Origin of the sequence: Sphaerisporangium siamense (genome assembly GCF_014205275.1) — a bacterium.
GTDB lineage: Bacteria > Actinomycetota > Actinomycetes > Streptosporangiales > Streptosporangiaceae > Sphaerisporangium > Sphaerisporangium siamense.
The window spans coordinates 1192890-1212295 of record NZ_JACHND010000001.1; the positions used below are offsets into that span (position 1 = coordinate 1192890).

Sequence of the window (19406 nt, forward strand, 5' to 3'; positions counted from 1 at the left end):
TCGCCATCATTCGGAATCGTCATCGCGCCGGCCGGCGTAAGGGGCGGAAGAACCGGCGGACGTCCTCGGTGAACAGTTCGGGCACCTCCAGCGCGGCGAAGTGGCCCCCGGTGTCGAACTCGGTCCAGGACGTGATGTTCGGGTTGGTGCGCTCGGCGAAGCGCCGGATCGGCGGCGCCACGTCGCCGGGGAACACCGCCACGCCGAACGGGACGGTCAGCGTCTCCGGCAGGCCGAAGGTCGCCGCCGAGTCCTTGTAGAGGCGGGCGGAGGACGCCGCGGTGCCGGTCAGCCAGTAGAGCATCACGTTGGTGAGGATGCGGTCGCGGCGCACCGCGTCCTCCGGGACCGCCGCCGGGCGGCTCCACTCCTTGAACTTCTCCACGATCCAGGCGAGCTGGCCGACCGGGGAGTCCGCGAGCGCGTGCGCGACCGTGTGCGGGCGATGGGTCTGCACCTGCGCGTATCCGGACAGCTCCGTGTTGAAGACATGAAGCCGGTCCACTCTCTCCATCTCGGCGGGAGTGAGCGCGGCCATGTCCCTGGGGTCGCCGGACGGGAAGGTGAGCAGGAAGTTCACGTGCACGCCGACGACGTGGTCCGGTGCGTGGACGCCGAGCCGGCGGGAGATCAACGATCCGAAGTCGCCGCCCTGCGCGCCGTAGCGGGGGTAGCCGAGCAGCTCCATCAGCTCGGCCCAGGCGGACGCGACCCGCGCGACGCCCCAGCCGGTGTCAGGGGTGGGCCCGGACAGGCCGAACCCCGGAATGGAGGGGATCACCACGTGGAAGGCGTCCGCGGGGTCGCCGCCGTGCGCCGCGGGATCGGTGAGCGGATCGATGACGTCGAGGAACTCCACCACGGAGCCCGGCCACCCATGCGTGATGACCAGCGGGAGCGCGTCCGGCTCGGGGGACCTGACGTGGAGGAAGTGGACGGTGGCGCCGGATATCTCGGCGGTGAACTGGTGGTGGGAGTTCAGCTCCGCCTCGGCCTTGCGCCAGTCGTAGGACGTGCGCCAGTACGCGACGAGGTCCTTGAGGTAGTCGACGGGGACGCCGTCGTCCCAGCCGGTGCCGGCGGGCTGGCGCGCCCAGCGGGTGCGGGCCAGCCGGTCCGCCAGGTCGTCGAGGTCCGCCTGCGGGATGTCCACGCGAAACGGCCGGACAAGACCATCAGAGACCATCGCTTCTCCTCATTGAACCCGCGCCGGGGAGCGGGTCACGAAAAGGCGGGCGGGCACGGCGGATTCCGGGCAGGGCCTCCGGCGCGGGCATCCGCGGCCCCCGCCGGCGTCACAGGCGAGCATAAACAAGGTCCGCCGGAGAATCACGCTGTCCATTGACGCTCTTCCCGCGGCCTCTCCATATCTTGGACTCCTCGCGGTGACCCGGCACAATTGCCACCGACGAGTCGGGAAAGCGCCGCGCGCATGGCGGTCGCGACGGCATCCGAATGGCGCACCGCCCGGAAGGAGAAGTGGCATGTCTTTCGGCGCGCACGGAGAATGGAAATCGCCGGATCTGTCCGATCCGTTGGTGTACACCGACGGTGACGCGGAAGCGCTTTGGGCGGCGCAACGCCGTCGCGAACCGGTCTTCTGGACCGACCGGGCCGCCGCGGAGGGTTTCTGGTCCGTGCTGAGCCACGCGCCCGCGAACGACGTCCTGAGGAACAGCGAGACCTTCGTCTCCTCGCGCGGCATGCGGCTGGACTCTCCCCCGGTCCCGACCGCCGACGCGGCGGGCAGCGTGCTCATCGTGAGCGACCCTCCGCGGCACGGCGTCCTCCGCCGGATCGTCAGCTCGGCCTTCACCCCGCGCACGGTCCGCCGGCTGGAGGCGACCATCCGCACGACGGCGGTGTCGATCGTCGAGAACGCCGTGGCCGCGGGCGAGTTCGACGCGGTCGAGATGGCGGCCAGGCTGCCCGTCTCGGTGATCTGCGACATGCTCGGCGTGCCGCCGCAGGACTGGGAGAGCCTGCTGAGGCTGAGCATCACGGCGTTCGGGTCCGGCGGCGACCGCGAGGTGGAGATCGAGGCGAACAGCGAGATCCTGCTCTACTTCGAGCACCTGGTGAAGCTGCGCAGGAAGGATCCCGGGGACGACGTCGTCAGCGCCTTCGTCCACGCCGAGGTGGACGGCGTCCCGTTCACCGACGACAAGATCATCCTCAACTGCAACGCCCTTTTCTCGGCCGGGACCGAGACGACGCGGCACGCGACGGTGGGCGGGCTGCTCGCGTTCATCGATTTCCCCGGCCAGTGGGCGCGCCTGCGCGAGAACCCGGACCTGATGCCCACGGCGGTGCAGGAGATATTGCGGTATTCAAGCCCTATCCTGCACGTGATGCGCACCGCCGTCACGGACACCAGGATCGGCGACCTGGAAATATCGGAGGGCGACCGGGTCGCGGTCTGGCTGCCCGCCGTGAATCGGGACGACACCGTTTTCGACGATCCGCTCGCCTTCGATATAGGCCGCGACCCGAACCGTCATCTCGCGCTTTCCGCGGGCCCGCATTTCTGTCTCGGATCGTCGCTCGCGATGACCGAACTCGGCGTGCTGTTCGAGGAACTGCTGAAGCGCGCCGGCCACGCCGGGCACGCCGGGGCGCCGCGCCGCATGCCGTCGAACTTCGTCTGGGGATTCGAGACGGCGCCGGTGCGGCTGACGCGGCGCGGCACGGGGTGAGGTCAGGCCTGGATGGCGACCGTGCCGAGCCGGTCGAACTCGGCGACGAACCGGTCGCCGGGGTTCATGGGGACCGCGGCGTGCAACGCGCCGGTCAGGATCAGGTGGCCGGGCTCCAGGGCCACGCCGTGTTCGCCGAGCGTGTTCGCCAGCCAGGCCACCACCGCCACCGGGTCGCCGAGGGCCGCCGCCCCGGCGCCCGTGGCGACGACCTCGTCGTTGCGGCTGAACACCATGCCGATCAGGCGCGGGTCCACGGTCCGGGCGGGCACCGCCCGGCCGCCGAGCACCACGGCGCCGTTGGAGGCGAGGTCGGCGATCGTGTCGGCCAGCCTGATCCGCCAGTCCGCGATGCGGGAGTCGACGACCTCCAGCCCCGCCATGACGTCCGCGATGGCGGCACGGGCCTGGTCCAGGGTCACGCCGGGCCCGGCGAGCCCGGCGCCGAGCCTGAAGACGATTTCGGCCTCGACCTTGGGCGCGATGAACGCCTCACGCGGCACCCGGTCGCCGTCGGCGTACAGCGTGGACGCCAGGACGGGGCCGTAGTCGGGTGTGTCCACGCCGAACAGTCGCTGCATGGGGGCCGACGTCAGCCCCGCCTTGTACCCGATGACGCGGTCGCCGTCGTCCACCAGCATCCCGACCAGGTCGCGCTGGACCGCGTAGCCGTCGGCCATGCCCATCGCCGGGTCGTCGTCGGTGAACGGCGCGATCGGCACGCGGGTGGCCCTGGCCTCGTAGAGCGCCCGCGCCCTGGACCGGTGATCGGGACCGGACATGAGTACACCTGCTTTCTGTAGGGCCGGGCCGCGACCGCGCGCCGGACCGGGAACGCCGCGCCGACGGTGTCAGGCCCGCGGGCTGCGCTCCTCCATCAGCCGCACGATGTCGGCGACGGTGGAGGCGCCCATCAGTTCGTCGTCGCTGATCTCGATCCGCAGGCGCTTGCTCAGGATCATGGACAGCTCGACCATGGCGAGCGAGTCCAGGCCCGCCCCCTCCCGGTCGACGTCGGGCCGCACGTCGACGTCGGAGAGCTGTAGATCCTCCACCAGTATCGTCTTGAGCACCTCGTACACGCCGTCTCCTCGTCTGTGTCGCGGTCGGTCCATGGCACGGTCTAGGGCAGGTCTAGGGCACGGTCTCCAGGTCGGGCCAGACCACCGTGGTGGCGCCCCAGGTGAGGCCGCCGCCGAAGGCCGTGACCAGCACCCGGTGGCCGGCCGCCAGGACACCGTCCGCCGTGGCCTGCCCGAGCAGGATCGGGATCGACGCGGCCGCGGTGTTGCCCACGTCGCGGATGTTCTGCGCCTGCCGGTCCGCCGGGAGTCCGAGCTCGGCCGCCACCGCCGCCGACACCCGGGCGTTGGCCTGATGGGCGACCATCCGGTCCACGTCGTCCATCGACCAGCCGGCCGCTCCGGCCGCGGCGCGCGCCGTCTCGGCCATCCGCTCCACGGCCTGCCGGAAGACCGCGCGGCCCTCCATGCGGAAGTAGCCGTCCTCGACGCGGATCAGGTCGCGGTTCTCGCCGTCGCTGCCGAGGAGGATCGGCCCGACCGCCCCCTTCTCCGTCGCGGCGCCGCGCCGCAGGACGACCGCGCCCGCGCCGTCGCCGAAGATGGGGACCGTGGTGCGGTCGAGCGGGTCGAGCAGGCTGGTGAACCGCTCGGCGGCCACCAGGAGCACCCGGTCGGCGTGCCCGGCGGCGATGAAGCCGGTGGCGGCGGCCAGCGCGTAGAGGAAGCCCGAGCACACCGCCGAGACGTCGAAGGCGGCGACGCCGGTCAGTCCCAGCCGGGAGGCCACCTCGGGGGCGGTCGCGGGGCAGGCGCGGTCCGGCGTGGTGGTGGCCAGCATCAGCGCCTGGACCTCGTGGCCGCCGGCGGACTTCAGCGCCCTGGCGCCCGCCTCGGCGGCGAGGCCGGCGGTGGTCAGGTCCTCGTCGGCGACCCGCCGGGCGGCGATCCCGGTCCTGCTGAGGATCCACTCCTCGGTGGTGTCCAGCCGGGCGCACAGGTCCGCGTTGGTCACCACGCGCGGCGGCAGCCAGTGTCCGATGCCGCAGATCACCGCGGCGTCCCGGTCGGACGGCCGGGTCCCGTCGCCGGTCATGCGCGGCGCTCCGCCAGCTCCAGCGCGACGTCCACGATGAGGTCCTCCTGCCCGGCCACCGCCTGCCGCCGGCCCAGCTCGAAGAAGATGTCGCGGGGGTCCACGCCTTCCCGGCGGGCGATGTCGAGCACCGGCGTCTTGAAGCCGGAGAAGACGCCGGCCAGCCCGCTCACGAGGCTGACGGAGTCGATCGTCGGCGGCGCCGGCATCAGGGTCCGCGCGGCGAGGTCGGCCGCGTCCAGCAGGGCGTAGAGGTCGATGCCGGTCGCGAAGCCCATGCGCTCCAGCACCGGCACCACGACCTCCAGCTGGGTGTTGCCGGCGCCGGCGCCGAAACCCCGGGCGCAGGCGTCGATGACCTGGGCGCCCGCCTGGGCCGCGGCGACCGAGTTGGCGACGGCCATGCCCAGGTTGTTGTGCCCGTGGAAGATCACCGGCACCGAGACGGTCTCGACGATCGCCGTGATCCGCTCCGTGACGTCGGGCGGCAGGTAGTGGCCGGAGGAGTCGAAGATCCCGACCGCCGTCGCCCCGTACTCCTCCATGCGGAGGCACTCCTTGGCCAGCCGCTCGGCGTCGGCCATGTGGCTCATCAGCAACAGGCCCTGCGCCTCGACGCCCAGGTCCCGCAGGAACCCGAGGTGGCGCTCGGCGAGGTCGCTCTCGGTGCAGTGGGCGCCGAGCCGCACCACGTCCGCGCCGTGGTCCAGGGCCCGGCGCAGGTCGCGGGTCGTGCCCCAGCCGGGCAGCATGAACACGCCCATCTTGCTGGTGGGCAGCGCCTCGCGCACCACCGTCAGCATCTCGTCGTCGCTCAGCGCCGCGCGCCCGACCTGGAGCGAGGACGCGCCGAGGCCGTTGCCGTGGCCGACCTCCACCACCGGGACGCCGGCGGCGTCGGCGGCGGCCGCGTAACCGCGCAGCTGCTCGCGCCCGAGGACGTGGCGCACCGCGTGGTGGCCGTCGCGCAGGGTCGGGTCGTGGATGACGAGGCGGGGCCGGTCTGCGGAGAGCTGGTTCATGACACCCCCGTGGTGGCGATCGCCGCGTCGCTCAGCGCCCACCGCTCGGCGACGAGCACGGCCGCCGCGTTGATGATGTCCACGTTGCCCATGTGCCGCGGGATGCGCTCGCCCGCGGCGGCGACCTCGACGGCGACGAACACCCGCTCGTCGGTCACCGTGCACGCCTTGACCGCGAGGCCGGGCGCGAACGCCCGCACCTGCGCGGCCGCGTTCTCCACGTCGGCGCGGACGGACTCGGCGTCGAACCCACCGCCCAGCAGCGACATCGCCACGCGGAACATCGCCGGCGGCGACGCCGGGCTCAGGTTGACCATGACCTTGATCTCCGGCACGGCGGTGAACGTCCGCACGGCGTCCTGCGTCGTGTCGATGTACTCGTCGAGGTTCAGGCGGGTGGCCCGGCCCACGCTCGCGCTGGCCGCCGTGGTGACGACCTCGATGTACTCGGCCGGGTGCCGCCGGGTGAGCGCGTGCAGGATCGGCACCGCCGCCTGCCCCGTGCAGCTGATCAGGTTGACGTTGCGGTGGGACCGCGTGTCGGCCCCGTTCACGGTCGGCGCGACCATGTGCCCGACCATGCTCGGCGTCAGGTCGATGAGCCGGGTGCCCAGCGGTTCGAGGCGTTCCCAGTGTTCGACGTGGGACAGGGCGTTGCTCGCGTCGAACACGATGTCGAAGGGACGGTCGGCCGCGACCAGCGACCGGATCCCGTCCGCGGCGGTGGCGCAGCCGAGGGCGGCCGCGCGGCGCAGCCCGTAGGCCCTGTCGTCGCGTCCGACCACCAGCCGGCAGTCCAGGACGGCGGAACTCTGGACCTTCGTGAGGAGATCGATACCGATGAGTCCGGCTCCGAGAATGGCGACCCTCAGCGGTTCGCTTCCATTCACAGGCAAGCTCTCTTCCGACGTGAGACGGCGTCCATGAGAGAAATAGAAAACGAAATGGCCCGAGCACGAATGACCGGTGACCCTGGATGCCGCCGGCGGCGTGGCCGCGCGGCGTTCCGATTCCCTGGTCGGCTCTGTAGGTACTTTCTCAATGGGCCCTGTCCATGTCCAGCCCGCCGGCCGGGGCCTGTGGACATGGGGTTTCACCGAAGCGGAGAACGCGGATACCCGTGCACGATGAAAGGCACGGGAAGCCTGGAGAAATGGGCGCGCGCCCGATCTCGACGGAGACCGGGCGCGGGCTCAGGAAGTGACGCCGGATTCGCCGGTCAGCGTCAGGTACAGGTGCTCGAATCCGCGGTAGGTGCGGTTTCTGCGCCATCGAACCTCGCGTACGCGCGCCTCGGGACAACGCCGGGCGAACAACGTGAGCACGGTGGTGGCCGTCAGGCGCGCGAGGGACGCGCCGGAGCAGTAGTGCATGCCGTGGCCGAACGCCAGGTGGTCGGCGTGGCGTCCTTCGTGGTGGGCGGCGGGCCGGTCGGACGCCGCCGGGGGTTCGAACAGGTCGCGGCCGTCGAGCGAGACCATGACCAGCTCGCCGCGTGCGATCCGGTGGCCGCCCAGCGCGGTGTCCTCGGCGGCCACCCGGGCCACGTGCCCGAGCGGGGCGTACAGGCCGAGGACGCGTTCCACGATCGCGGCCGCCTCCTCGCCGGTTCGCGACGCCGCGACGCCGTCCTGCAGCCCGTTTTCGAGCATGTACCACAGCGCGAACGTGATGAGCGCGGCGGTGGTCTCCAGCCCGCCGAAGAGCATCATCGACGACGTGGCCAGCCGGTCGGTGTCGGTGTCGCCGGACCGGGCCCAGACGCCCTCGCCGTCCCCCTCCGGGAGGCCGTCGATGAACTCCTCCATCTCCCGGAGCGCCTCCTGGGCGCGCACCGCGTACTCGCGGCGGTAGGACGCCGCCAGGAAGTCGGCCAGCGCCCGCGCCCACCGCTGCTCGATGCCGGGCAGTTCGAGCACGTGGGCGACGGTGCGCGCCGAGATCGTGTCGGCCAGGTCCGCCACGGCGTCACCGGTCGCCGACTTCCCGAAGTCCGCCAACGCCTCCTCGACGATCGTGTGGACGACATCGCCGAGCGCGCGGGTCCGGCGGGGCGAGAACATCGGCTGGACGGCCCGCCGGGCGGTCTTGTGCCGTTCGCCGTCGAGCAGCGCGAACCACCGGCTCAGGGTGGCGATCAGGTGCGCGCACTGGTCGTGCATGTCGGCGGGCAGGTAGCTCAGGTTGGCGACCTCGAACGTCTCCGAGGACAGGCGCCGGTCCTCCAGCGCCTCCCGCGCGGCCTCGCCCCACACCACCCAGCAGGCCAGGTCGTCGTAGTAACGGACGGTGGACGTCCGGTCAGGCGGCATCGTCCCTCCCTCACCCGCCGGCGAGAGCCGGTTCCGGTTCGTAGGTCTCCGGGAGGTCGCGCTCCTTGCGCATCGGGCTCAGCGCGAGGATGAGCCAGCAGACCGCGAGGACGCCCGTCATGATCCACATGGCTCCGCGGTATCCGACCACGTCGCCGAGGACGCCGCCGAGCAGGGAACCGAGCGGGATCATGCTGTGGCCGATCGCCATGGCCGTCGCCACGACCCGGCCGAGCATGTGCGGCGGGCAGTACGCCTGCCGGAAGCTGCCGACCACGATGTTGGCCACGGCGACGCCGATGCCGACGAAGAAGCCGCCGAGCCCGAACAGCAGCATCCGCGGCCCCGGCCCGGCCATGGGCATGAGCAGCGCGAACGGCGCGGTGGTGAGCTGCAGGAGGAGCAGGCCGCGGGCGGTGCCGACCCGCCGGGTGACCCTGGTGGTCACCAGCGCGCCGACGATGCCGCCGACGCTGCCCGTGCTCAGCAGCACACCGACCGTGGCCGGGTTCAGCCCGACGGTGCGCACGAGGAACACGACCTGGACCGCCTGGTACCCCATCAGCGCCAGGTTCGTCACGGCGCCCCAGGTGACGATCGGCCGCAGGTAGCGGTCCCGGGCGACGAACCTGAGCCCCTCGGCGATCTGCCGGCCGAGGGGGTCGCGCCCCTCGCGGGAGGCGGGGGGCGGCTCGACCACGCGGATCCGGTGCAGGCAGAGCGCGGAGATCAGGAATGTCGCCGCGTCGGCCAGGAGCGCGGTGGCCGCGCCGAACGCCTGGGCGAGCAGGCCGGCCACGCCCGGCCCGGCGAACTGGGTGGTGGTCTCGCTGCCGTGCAGCTTGGCGTTGCCCTCCAGCAGGTCGCGGCCGTCGAGCACGGTGCGGACGTAGGCGTGGTAGGCGGGGTAGAAGCACGTGGCCGCGGTGCCGGAGATCAGCGCGACGGCGATGAGCTGGCCCAGGGTCAGCACGCCGAGCCACGCCGCCACCGGCACGCTCACGAACACCGCCGCGGCGACCAGGTCACACGCGATCATCAAGGGCCGCTTGCGCACCCGGTCCACCCACGCGCCCGCCGGCAGGCCCACGACCAGCCAGGGCAGCCACACCGCCGCGGCGAGGACGCCGACGGCGGTGGAGCTGGCGCCGAGGCTCACGACCGCGATCAGCGGCAGGGCGACCACGGTGATGCTGTTGCCGAGCTGGCTCGCGGTCTCGCCCGTCCACAACAGGCGGAAGTCCCGCTGGGCCAATACGCCCCACCGCGACCGGGGCCGATCCGGGGTGTCCTTCGCCACGTCCGACAAGATGCATCATCCCGTGATTTATGGCCGAACGACGGCCGAAGGGAACTCCAAGGGCTCGTTTACCCGGGATATTACAGGAATATCCCGGATGTCGTCGTGGCGCAGCACCCACATCAGAAAACGCTCCACGCCCATGCCGAAACCCGAGGTCCGCCGCGGAAATGCCTCCACCATGCGCACATACCACGCGTAGTCCTCTTCCCTGACGTTATGAAGCGCCATGGACTTACGCAAGGTCTGGGCGTCCTCGTGCCGCTCACCCGAGCCGACGATTTCGCCCGGGCCGAAAAGCAGGTCCGCGTTCCGCGCGGTTCTCCCGTCCGGGTCCTCGAATGCCTGGTAAAACGGCACGGCCAGCGCGTCGTAGTGCCGCACCCACACGAATTCGCTCACCCGCTCCATCAGCGCCCGCTCGCCCGCGCGGGTCAGCGTCCGCCAGGTGCCCTCGTCGCGGACACCGCCGTCCACGTCGGCCACCACGCGGGCCGCCTCGTCGAAGGTGAGCTGTTCGAACGACGCCCGGCCCGCCATCCGCTCCAGGTGGGAGACGTCGCCCCGGGTGGCCGCCAGACGTCCGCCGAGCCGTTCGAGGATGGCGCCGGACAGCGCGCCGACATAGCCGTCCACGTAGCCGGTCAGGTCGTCCAGCCCGCCGGGGATCTCCGCCTCGCTGTGCGTGTACTGGTTCAGGTGGGTCTGGTCGGCGGGCTCGCCGCGGAACGACGGCGCGATCACGAAGCATCCGTCCGGCGTCAGGCGGCAGCCGTACTCCAGGGCGAACTGGAGGGAGTCCGGTAAGTACGTGCGCACCCCCGCCACCGTCACCGGCACCGGCTCGGAGTCGCTGCCCAGAGCGGTCGGGCAGGTCACGGACCGGGTCGTCAGCGGCAGCGGGAACCCGCGGAGCCCGCGCGAGCGGGCGTACTCGCCGGTGGTCGCGAGGATCACGTCGTACAACTCCGCGATCAGCGCGGTCCAGGGCGAGCGCAGCGCCGTGACGAACGCGTCCGGCTCGTTGCTGTCGAACACGGCCGGTGGCCGCACCAAGTTCTGGACCGTGGTGGCCTGCGTCATGGTCATGTCCCTTCGGATGCGCTGGTCGTGGGCCGCGCGGCCGCCGGGATCCGGCCACCGCGCAGGACGTCGTCCGGGTCGTAGACCCGCTTCACGGCGGCCAGTCGCCGCAGCCGCTGTTCTCCGTAGATGTCCGGAGGCGCCCATTCCTCGTCCTGGACGTAGTTCACGTAGGCCCCCGGCATGCGCGGCCCGCTCAAGGAATGGACGGCGCGGCGGGTCCAGGCGACGTTCTCCTCGTCGTGCGCCGGGTCCGTCCACTGGGCCGAGGCCGTGACGATGTAGGGCGCGTCGCGGTTGGGGAAGGCGCCGTCGCGCTCGGGCGGGCGCGCGATCGCGCCGCGCAGGTATTCGAAGTCGATGCTGGACAGGGTCGAGGGCATCTCCTGGGCGCCGCTCAGCATCGACGCCACTGCCTCGTCGGGCAGGCCGGTCAGGTAGCCGGACTTGGTGTAGTAGCGGTGCCCGTGCGGCTCGCTGAGATCACCCATCCCCTGGAGCTCCAGGTAGGAGATCACCCGCCCGGTCGCCGTCTCCGGCGGCGCGGCGTCGAGCAGGGGCGCGATCCGCCGCGGCCCGTCCTGCGGGTCCCCGAAGTACGCGCCGCCCAACCGCAGCACGACGCCGCCGCCGTCCGCGGCGGCGGGCACCCGTTTGAGCGCGCCCACCACGTGCAGGGTGTCGGGCTGGTGCTCGGCGAAGGACCGGTAGGCGGCCAGCGCCCGTGCCGCCGTCTCCAGCGGGTACTGCGCGACATGGTGGTAGAGCGGCCCCACCGGGCGCAGCCGGAGCGTGAACCGGGTGACGACGCCGAAGTTGCCGCCCCCGCCGCCGCGCAGCGCCCACAGCAGCTCCGGGTGCCCGGTCTCGTCGGCCTCGACGATCGAGCCGTCCGCGAGCACCACCTGCGCGGCGAGGATGTGGTCGCAGGTCGGCCCCCAGGTGCGGGCCAGCCAGCCGTAGCCGCCGCCGAGGGCGAGACCGCCGAGGCCGGTGTGCGACACCACCCCCGCCGGGCAGGCCAGGCCGTAGCGCACGGTGGCGGCGTCGACGTCGCGCAGCAGGCACCCGCCGTCGGCGTACGCCACCCTGGCGCCGGCGTCGACGAGCACCCCCCGCATCGGCGACAGGTCGATCATGACGGCGTCGTCCGCGACGGCCGCGCCGGCGACGTTGTGCCCGCCGCCCCGCACGGTCACCGGGTGCCCGTTCGCCACGGCGAACCGCAGGGCGTCGGACACCTCCTCCGCCGTCCGGCAGCGCGCCACGCACACCGGGCGGCGGTCGTGCATGGCGTTCCACACCGCGCGCGCCTCGTCGTAGCCGGGGTTCCCGGGGTACAGGAAGTGCGGCCGGGACGGCCGGGGGCGGGCGCCGTTCACCGGGCCCCCCGCGCTCCGACGCCGGACCCGAGGGCGGCCGCGACCGCCTCGGCGATCAGCGTCCGCGGCTCGTCGGTCAGGACCTCCTCGTGGCGGCAGGGCAGCGAGGTCTCGGCCAGGTCGTCCACGTAGCGCTCCCAGTCCTCGGGTCTCGGCCAGTTCGGGCCGCGGCTGCGGGCCGCGGTGAAGAACAGCGCCGTCCCCCGGTACCGGGACGGCCGCCACGCCGCCGCCAGCCGGCTCGCGTTCACCCCGACGTCCACGAGCCGCTGGAGCACCCGCTCCTCCAGGCCCAGCCGGTGGAGCGCCGTGCCGCGAAGGGCGGCCAGCGCGTGCCGCAACCGGCCGGCGTCGTCCACCTCCTCCGGCGGCTCCTCGCCGAGCGTGGCCAGCAGGGAGAACTCGTCCCACTGGCTCTGGGTCGCGAAGGCGGGGTGGTTCCAGGTCTCGCCGGGGTAGGCGTCGATCAGGGCGAGCAGCTCGACCCGCTCCCCCTCGTCCTGGAACCGCGTGGCCAGCGCGTGGGCGATGTTGCCGCCCAGCGACCAGCCCAGCAGCCGGTAGGGACCGGACGGGCTGACCTGCCGGATCTCGGCGGCCATCCGGTCCAGCATCTCCTCGAAGGACTCCGGGATCGGCGCGCCGTCCCGCAGTCCGGGCGCCTGCACGCCGTACACCGTCGTGTCGGTGGCCAGTTGCCGGGCCAGGGCCCGGTAGCCCCAGGCCAGGCCGGAGGCCGGGTGCACGCAGAACAGCGGCGCCGGGTCCGCGCCGGTCCTGAGCGGCAGGAGGACGTCGAAGTCGTGCCGCGCGTCCTCACCGGCTTCGGCCGACAGGATGCCCGCCGGGGTGGGCGTCCGGAACAGGGTGCGGACCGACACGGTCAGGCCGAGGTCGGAGCGGATGTCGGCGATCAGCCGCATGGCCAGCATCGAGTGCCCGCCGAGCTGGAAGAAGTCGTCGTCCACGCCGACCTCGGGCCGGCCCAGCAGCCGGGCGAACAGGCCGCAGAGGATCTCCTCCCGCGGGGTCCGGGGCGCGGCGAGCGGACGGGCGGCCGACGGTTCGGGGGCGGGCAGCGCCGCGCGGTCCAGCTTCCCGTTCACGGTGCGCGGCAGCGCGTCGAGCACGACGAACGCGGTCGGCACCATGTACTCGGGCACCAGGTCGCCGGCCTGGCGGCGGAGCCGCTCCACCTCGACGTGCCCGCCGGCCAGTGCCGGGGTGACGTAGGCGATCAGCGCGCCCTCCGGGGAGGCCACGACCGCGGTCTGCCCCACCGAGGAGTCGGTCTCCAGCGCGGCCTGGATCTCGCCGGGCTCGGCCCGGTGGCCGCGGATCTTGAGCTGGTGGTCGGCCCTGGCGACGAACTCCAGCTCGCCGTCCCGGTTCCACCGGACCAGGTCGCCGGTGCGGTACATCCGGGTGCCCGCGGGCCCGAAGGGGTCGGCCACGAAGCGTTCCGCGGTCAGCGACGCCCGGCGGGAGTAGCCGCGGGCGACTCCGGTGCCCGCGACGTACAGCTCCCCGACGACGCCGGGCGGCACCGGGCCCAGCCGGTCGTCGAGCACGTAGCACCGGGTGTTGGGCAGCGGCGGCCCGATCGGCGCGCGGGTGCTCCCGGCCACCGCGTCGGGGCGCAGCATCGCGATGGACACGTCATCGGTGCACTCGGCGGGGCCGTACACGTTGGCCAGCGGTATGCCGGGGAACCGGTCGTACCAGCGCCGGGCCAGCTCGCCGGGCAACGCCTCGCCGTGCACCAGCATCCACCGCAGGCCGGCGAGCCGGGCCGCCGCGGCGGGGTCGGCCGCGCAGGCGTTCAGGACGGCGTCGAGCACGGCGGGCACGATCTGCAGCACCGTGACGCCGTGCCGGGCCACGGCGTCCAGCAGGGCGAACGGGTCGCGCGTGGTGTCGTCGTCCATGACGTGCACCCGCCCGCCGACGGTGAGCATGGTGAGCGCCTGCCAGATCGCGACGTCGAACGTCAGCGGCGCGTTGAACGCCATCGTGTCGCGCTCGTCGAGCCCGTACAGGTCGGCGACCACCGCCAGGTGGTTCGCCAGCCCGCGGCGGGTGACGAGGACCCCCTTGGGCGTGCCGGTGGAGCCGGAGGTGAACACGCCGTAGGCGAGCGCGTCGCGCGGCGCCTCGACGGGCGGCTCCGGAGCCGACGATCCGCCGGGCGTCAGCACCGTGACGGGATGGTCGCAGGCGGCCGCGATCGCCGCGGCCCGGTCCCGCAGGCCGGCGGCGGCGACGAGCACGCGCACCCCGGCGTCGTTGAGCATCCCGGCGGCGCGGCCCACCGGGATGCCCGGGTCGAGCGGCAGGTAGCCGCCCCCGCCGTCGAGCACGCCGAGCGCGGCGGCCACGAACCAGGGGCTGCGCTCGGACAGCACCGCGGTCATGGTGTCGATCCCGGCTCCGGCGGCGACCACGTCCCGGCGGACGGCGGCGGCCGTCCCGGCCAGTTCCGCGTAGGTCAGCGAACCGTCCGCGGCGGACACCGCGACCGCGTCCGGACGCCCGTCCACCACGTGGCGCACCGCCGCCGGGACGTCGTGCTCGGGTTCGGCGCGGTCCGCGCCGTTCCAGTCCTCCAGCAGGCGCCGCCTCTCGTCCGGCGACAGCAGGTCGATCCCGCCGATCCGCAGGTCCGGGTCGGCGACCACGGCCTCCAGCATGCGGACGATCCGGTCGCGGATCGCCACGACGGTGTCCCGGTCGAACAGGTCGGTCGCGTACTCCAGGACGACGCCGATCCCGGACGGCGCCCCCTGGGCGTCGCGGCGCTGGTCGAAGTCCACCGACAGGTCGAACTTCGCCGTCCCGGTGGACAGCGAGGACAAGGTGGCCTCGGCGCCGAGCAGCGGCTCGCTCTCGTTCATGAAGCCGTAGTCCAGGGCCACGAGGACCTGGAACAGCGGGTGCCTGCCGAGGGACCGCCGCGGGTTGCACCGTTCGACCACGAGGTCGAACGGCACGTCCTGGTGGGCGAAGGCGGCCAGTTCGAGGTCGCGGGTGCGGTGGAGCAGTTCGGCGAATGTCGGGTCGCCGGAGGTGTCGGCGCGCAGCACCAGCGTGTTGACGAAGAACCCGACCAGGTCGTCCAGCGCCGCCTCGGGACGCCCGGTGACCACCGTGCCGAGCGGGATGTCGTCGCCGACGGCGTATCGCCTGAGCACGGCCGCCACCGCGGCCTGCAGGACGATGAACAGCGTGCAGTTCTGCCGCCGGGCCAGGTTCAGCAGCTCCCGGTGCAGGGCCGGGTCCGTGACGAGCTCGACCGTGTCGCCCCGGTAGCTGGGCACGGACGGGCGCGGCCGGTCGTAGGGCAGGTCGAGCTGCTCGGGCATCCCCGCCAGCGCGGTGGCCCAGTAGTCGAGGTGACCGGCCAGCACGCTGGACTCGTCGCGCTCGTCGCCGAGCGCCGTCCGCTGCCACACCGTGTAGTCCGCGTACTGCACGGCCGGCGGTTCGAGGTCCGGCCGGGTGCCGGCCGCCCGCGCCCGGTAGGCGTGATCCAGGTCGGCGAGCAGCGGGCGCAGCGACACGCCGTCGCAGGCGATGTGGTGCACCAGGACGAGCAGCACGTGCTCGGGCTCGGGGCCGTCGGTGACCTCGAAGAGCACGCAGCGCAGCGGCAGGTCCACCGTGACGTCGAAGGCGTGCCGGCCGGCGCGGTCCAGCTCGGCGTCCACCTCGCTCCCGGCCACGCCGACGACCGGCAGGTCCAGGCTCACCTGGGCCGGTGGCATGATCCGCTGGTAGGGGGCGCCGTCGGCGGACGGGAACACGGTGCGCAGCGCCTCGTGCCGGGTGACCAGGTCGTGCAGGGCCGTGCGCAGCGTCGCGACGTCCAGCGCGCCGCGCAGCCGCACCACCAGCGGGATGTTGTAGGTGGCGCTCGGCCCCTCCATCTGGCCGATGAACCACAGCCGCTGTTGCGCGAAGGACAGCGGGATCGGGTCGGGACGCGGCCCGCCTCCGGTCAGCGGCACGGGCGCCCGGTCCGGCTCGGCGACCTGGGCCAGCACCCGCGCGACTCCGGCGGGGGTGGGTTCCTGGAAGAGCTGGGCGAGGGCGAGGTGCGCGCCCAGCACGGAGCGGATCCGGGTCACCAGCCGCATGGCGATCATCGAGTGGCCGCCCAGCGCGAAGAAGCTGTCCTGCGGGCCGACCTGCTCGACGCCGAGCGCGTCGGCGAACAGCCCGCACAGGATGTCCTCCACCGCGGTGCGCGGCGCGGCGGCCTGCCGCGACGTGGCGGCGGCCTGCGCGGCGCGCTCGGGCTCGGGCAGCGCCGCCCGGTCCAGCTTCCCGTTGGGCGTGATCGGCAGCGCGTCGAGGGGCACGAAGGCCGACGGCACCATGTAGTCGGGCAGCCGGGCGGCCACGCGTTCCCGCAGGTCCGCGAGCGCGCCCCCGTCCGCGCCGTCGGCGGGCACCACGTAGGCGACCAGGCTGCGCTCTCCCGCGTCGTCCTCGCGGACCACCACCGCGGCCAGCGCGACCGCCGGGTCGGCCTGGACCACGGACTGCACCTCGCCGGGCTCGATCCTGAACCCGCGGATCTTGACCTGGTCGTCGGTGCGGCCGGCGAACTCCAGGTCACCGGTCTCCGTGCGGCGCACCAGGTCGCCGGTGCGGTACATCCGCTCGCCGGGTCCGGCGAACGGGTCGGCGACGAACCGCAGCGCGGTCAGCCCGGGACGGCCGACGTACCCGCGGGCCAGCCCGGCGCCCGCCACGTACAGCTCGCCCAGCTCCCCGTCCTCGACCGGCCGCAGCTCTTCGTCGAGCAGGTAGGCGCGCATGTCGTCGAGCACGCCGCCGATCGGCACGTTGTCCGGGAGCTCGCCGTCGGCGGGCACGAAGTACCGGGTCGCGAAGGTGGTGGTCTCGGTGGGCCCGTACCCGTTGACCACCTGGGTGCCGGGCCGGGCGGCGCGCAGCGTGCGGATGGCGCGGGCGGACACGGCCTCGCCTCCCGTCCACACCTCCTCCAGGACGCCGAGCGCGGCGTCCTCCTCCTCCACCATCAGGTTGAACAGCGACGTGGTCATCGCGGCCGCCGCGGGCCTGTGCTCCTCGATGGCGCGCGCCAGCGTCCGCACGTCGAGGTCGCCGGGCGGGGCGATCACGCAGCATCCTCCGTTGAGCAGCGGCACCCACATCTCGTAGGTGGAGGCGTCGAACGCGTAGGAGGAGTGCACCAGCACCCGCCGGTGCGCGGCGCCGGCGAAGGACCCGTCCCGCGCCAGCGCCAGGACGTCGCCGTGGGTGACCCCGACGCCCTTCGGGGTGCCGGTGGACCCGGAGGTGAACATGATGGACGCGAGCTGGCCGGGGTTCCCGGACGTGCGCGGCAGCGGGACGTCGGGTGCGGACATCGCGCCGGGCTCGACGACGAGGATCGCGGCCTGGTGGTCGAAGCGCACGCTCAGCGACGCCGCGTCCACCAGCAGCACCCGGGCCTTGGACTCCCGCATCACGACGCCGTGCCGCGCCGCCGGGCTCCGCCGCTCCAGCGGCACGAAGGCGCCGCCCGCCTTCAGCACGGCGAGCAGCGACACGATCAGTTCGACCGAGCGGTCGACGAGCACGGCGACGGGCGCCTCCGGCCCCACGCCGAGGGCGACCAGGCGGTGGGCGAGGGCGGTGGCCCGCCGGTCGAGCTCCTGGTACGTCACCTCCTCGCGCCCGGAGACGAGCGCTGGGGCGTCGGGCCGGCGGCGGACCTGCTCGGCGAACCGGTCCGGGATGCTCGCCGCGAGGGGCTCGCCGGGCGCGGCGCGCTCCGTCAGCTCCAGCCGGTCCAGGGTGAGCGCCGGGTCGTCGGCGACCTGGTCGAGGATCCGGACGAAGTCGGCCGCGAGCAGTTCGGCGGTGTCCCGGTCGAACAGCTCGACCGCGTAGTCCAGGAAGCCGGCGATCCCCTGCGGGACGCCGTCCGAGGCGGGCAGCTCGCGCATGCCCAGCCCGAGCTCGAACTTGGCCGCCACCGTGCCGACGTCGTAGAGCTCGGCGTCCGGCAGGCCGCGCAGCACCTCCGCGTCGACCCCGGTCGCGCCGAATCCGAGGGACACCTGGACGAGGGGGCTCCAGCCACGCGAGTCGCCCGGGTTGACCGCCTCCACCACACGGTCGAACGGCACCTCCTGGTGGGCGAGCGCGGCCATGTCCGCGTCCCGCACCCGGTCCACCAGGTCGCCGAAGGCCGGGTCGCCGGAGGTGTCGGTGCGGAACACGAGCGTGTTGGCGACCAGGCCGACCAGCCCGTCCAGGTCGTCGTGGGACCGGCCGGCCACCGCCGCGGCGAACGGGATGTCCGTGCCGGCGCCGGCGCGGGTCAGCAGGGCGGCCAGCGCGGCCTGCATCACCATGAACAGCGTCGCCCTGCACCGCCGGGCCAGGGTGACCAGGCGGGCGTGCAGCGCCGCGTCGATGGTGAACGGCACCCCCGCGCCGTGATGGGACGGCACCGCCGCCCGGGGCCGGTCCAGCGGCAGCGCGAGCCGCCGCGGGATGCCGTCCAGCGCGCGCCGCCAGAAGTCGAGCTGGGCGGTCAGCACGCCGTCCGGCCCCGACTCCTCGTCGAGCAGCCGCCGGTACCACTCGCTGTACTGCCGGTAGGTCACCTTCAGCGGCGGGAAGCCGGGGGCGTCGCCGGCGAGGCGGGCCGCGTAGGCCGTGGCGAGGTCGCCGAGCAGCGGGCGGATCGACTCCCCGTCGGCGGCGATGTGGTGCAGCGACAGCAGCAGCACGTGCTCCGGCCCGCCGCCAGGTGCCGGTGTCACCTCGATGTCGGTGACCCGCAGCGGAACGTCGGTGGTGATGTCGAACGCCTCGCCGGCCGCCTCGGCCAGTGCGGCGGGCAGGCCGCCGTCCGGCACGGTGATCCGGCGCAGCAGGGGGCCCACATCGGCCATGTCCACGACGTGCTGGTACGGCACCCCGTCGACCTGCGGGAAGACCGTGCGCAGGGCCTCGTGCCTGGCCACCACGTCACGCAGCGCGGCCTCCATCGCCGCCGCGTCCACCGTGCCGCGCAGGCGCACCGCGACCGGCATGTTGTACCGGGGGGTCGGCCCTTCGAGCTGCGCCAGGAACCACAGCCGCTGCTGCGCCGACGACAGCGGGGCGCGCTCCGGCACGGCCACCTCGTCGAGCGTGGCCCAGAGTCGCGTGGCCGGGGCGCCGTCCGCGTCCTGCGCGAGCCTGCGGGCCAGCCCGGCCACCGTGGGCGACTCGAACAGCTTGCGCACGTGCGCCGCCGGTCCCAGCACGCGGCGGATCCGGTTCACCAGCCGCATCGCCAGCAGGGAGTCGCCGCCGAGTTCGAAGAAGTTGTCGTCGGGGCCGACCGACGGCAGCCCCAGCGCCTCGGCGAACAGGCCGCTCAGGATCTCTTCCTGGGGCGTGCGGAAGGCGTTGCCGCCCTGAGAGCCATGGGGGGAGCCATGGAGAGCAGACGTCATGGGGTT

At 73.4% G+C, this 19406-nt stretch carries 12 protein-coding genes; 1 reads left to right on the plus strand and 11 read right to left on the minus strand.

The genetic code is table 11. The features are described 5' to 3' along the window. Positions 1 to 19: 19 nt before the first annotated feature. On the minus strand, positions 20 to 1186 hold the full coding sequence (locus BJ982_RS05520) for an epoxide hydrolase family protein (protein ID WP_184877180.1): 1167 nt from the start codon (positions 1184 to 1186) through the stop codon (positions 20 to 22). A gap of 451 nt (positions 1187 to 1637) precedes the next feature. On the opposite strand from BJ982_RS05520, the gene BJ982_RS05525 reads away from it, so the two are divergent. Further along, entirely contained in the window at positions 1638 to 2696 is a 1059-nt protein-coding gene (locus BJ982_RS05525; protein WP_203959286.1) for a cytochrome P450, read from the plus strand. A gap of 2 nt (positions 2697 to 2698) precedes the next feature. On the opposite strand, the gene BJ982_RS05530 is transcribed toward BJ982_RS05525, so the two are convergent. The 10 genes from BJ982_RS05530 to BJ982_RS05575 all read right to left on the minus strand — a co-directional run bounded on the left by BJ982_RS05530 (position 2699) and on the right by BJ982_RS05575 (position 19400). Next, positions 2699 to 3478 (minus strand): 2-keto-4-pentenoate hydratase, encoded by a 780-nt coding sequence (locus BJ982_RS05530; protein WP_184877183.1) that lies wholly within the window; start codon positions 3476 to 3478, stop codon positions 2699 to 2701. Between the two features lie 69 nt (positions 3479 to 3547). Continuing rightward, positions 3548 to 3778, minus strand: a complete 231-nt coding sequence (locus BJ982_RS05535) for an acyl carrier protein (protein WP_184877185.1) — start codon at positions 3776 to 3778, stop codon at positions 3548 to 3550. A gap of 52 nt (positions 3779 to 3830) precedes the next feature. After that, a complete protein-coding gene (locus tag BJ982_RS05540) occupies positions 3831 to 4814 on the minus strand; it encodes a beta-ketoacyl-ACP synthase III (RefSeq protein ID WP_184877187.1) in 984 nt (327 codons plus the stop codon). Beyond that, positions 4811 to 5836, minus strand: coding sequence for a 4-hydroxy-2-oxovalerate aldolase (dmpG, locus tag BJ982_RS05545; protein WP_184877189.1), 1026 nt, complete (start codon positions 5834 to 5836; stop codon positions 4811 to 4813). The genes BJ982_RS05540 and dmpG overlap by 4 nt, the downstream gene beginning before the upstream one ends. Further along, complete coding sequence (locus BJ982_RS05550; protein ID WP_184877191.1) at positions 5833 to 6726, minus strand: acetaldehyde dehydrogenase (acetylating); 894 nt, start codon at positions 6724 to 6726, stop codon at positions 5833 to 5835. The genes dmpG and BJ982_RS05550 overlap by 4 nt, the downstream gene beginning before the upstream one ends. 303 nt (positions 6727 to 7029) lie before the next feature. Next, on the minus strand, positions 7030 to 8148 hold the full coding sequence (locus BJ982_RS05555; protein WP_184877193.1) for a cytochrome P450: 1119 nt from the start codon (positions 8146 to 8148) through the stop codon (positions 7030 to 7032). A gap of 10 nt (positions 8149 to 8158) precedes the next feature. Beyond that, the gene (locus BJ982_RS05560) at positions 8159 to 9448 is read right to left on the minus strand and encodes an MFS transporter (protein ID WP_184877195.1); all 1290 of its coding nucleotides are present in this window, start codon (positions 9446 to 9448) and stop codon (positions 8159 to 8161) included. Positions 9449 to 9475: 27 nt separating this feature from the next. Further along, on the minus strand, positions 9476 to 10537 hold the full coding sequence (locus BJ982_RS05565; RefSeq protein ID WP_184877198.1) for an amino acid--tRNA ligase-related protein: 1062 nt from the start codon (positions 10535 to 10537) through the stop codon (positions 9476 to 9478). Next, positions 10534 to 11913 carry an FAD-binding oxidoreductase gene (locus tag BJ982_RS05570; RefSeq protein ID WP_203959287.1) on the minus strand — a complete coding sequence of 460 codons (1380 nt, stop codon included), beginning with the start codon at positions 11911 to 11913 and terminating at the stop codon, positions 10534 to 10536. The genes BJ982_RS05565 and BJ982_RS05570 overlap by 4 nt, the downstream gene beginning before the upstream one ends. Then, on the minus strand, positions 11910 to 19400 hold the full coding sequence (locus BJ982_RS05575; protein ID WP_184877200.1) for a non-ribosomal peptide synthetase: 7491 nt from the start codon (positions 19398 to 19400) through the stop codon (positions 11910 to 11912). Before BJ982_RS05575 ends, BJ982_RS05570 begins: the two co-directional genes overlap by 4 nt. Positions 19401 to 19406 lie beyond the last annotated feature (6 nt).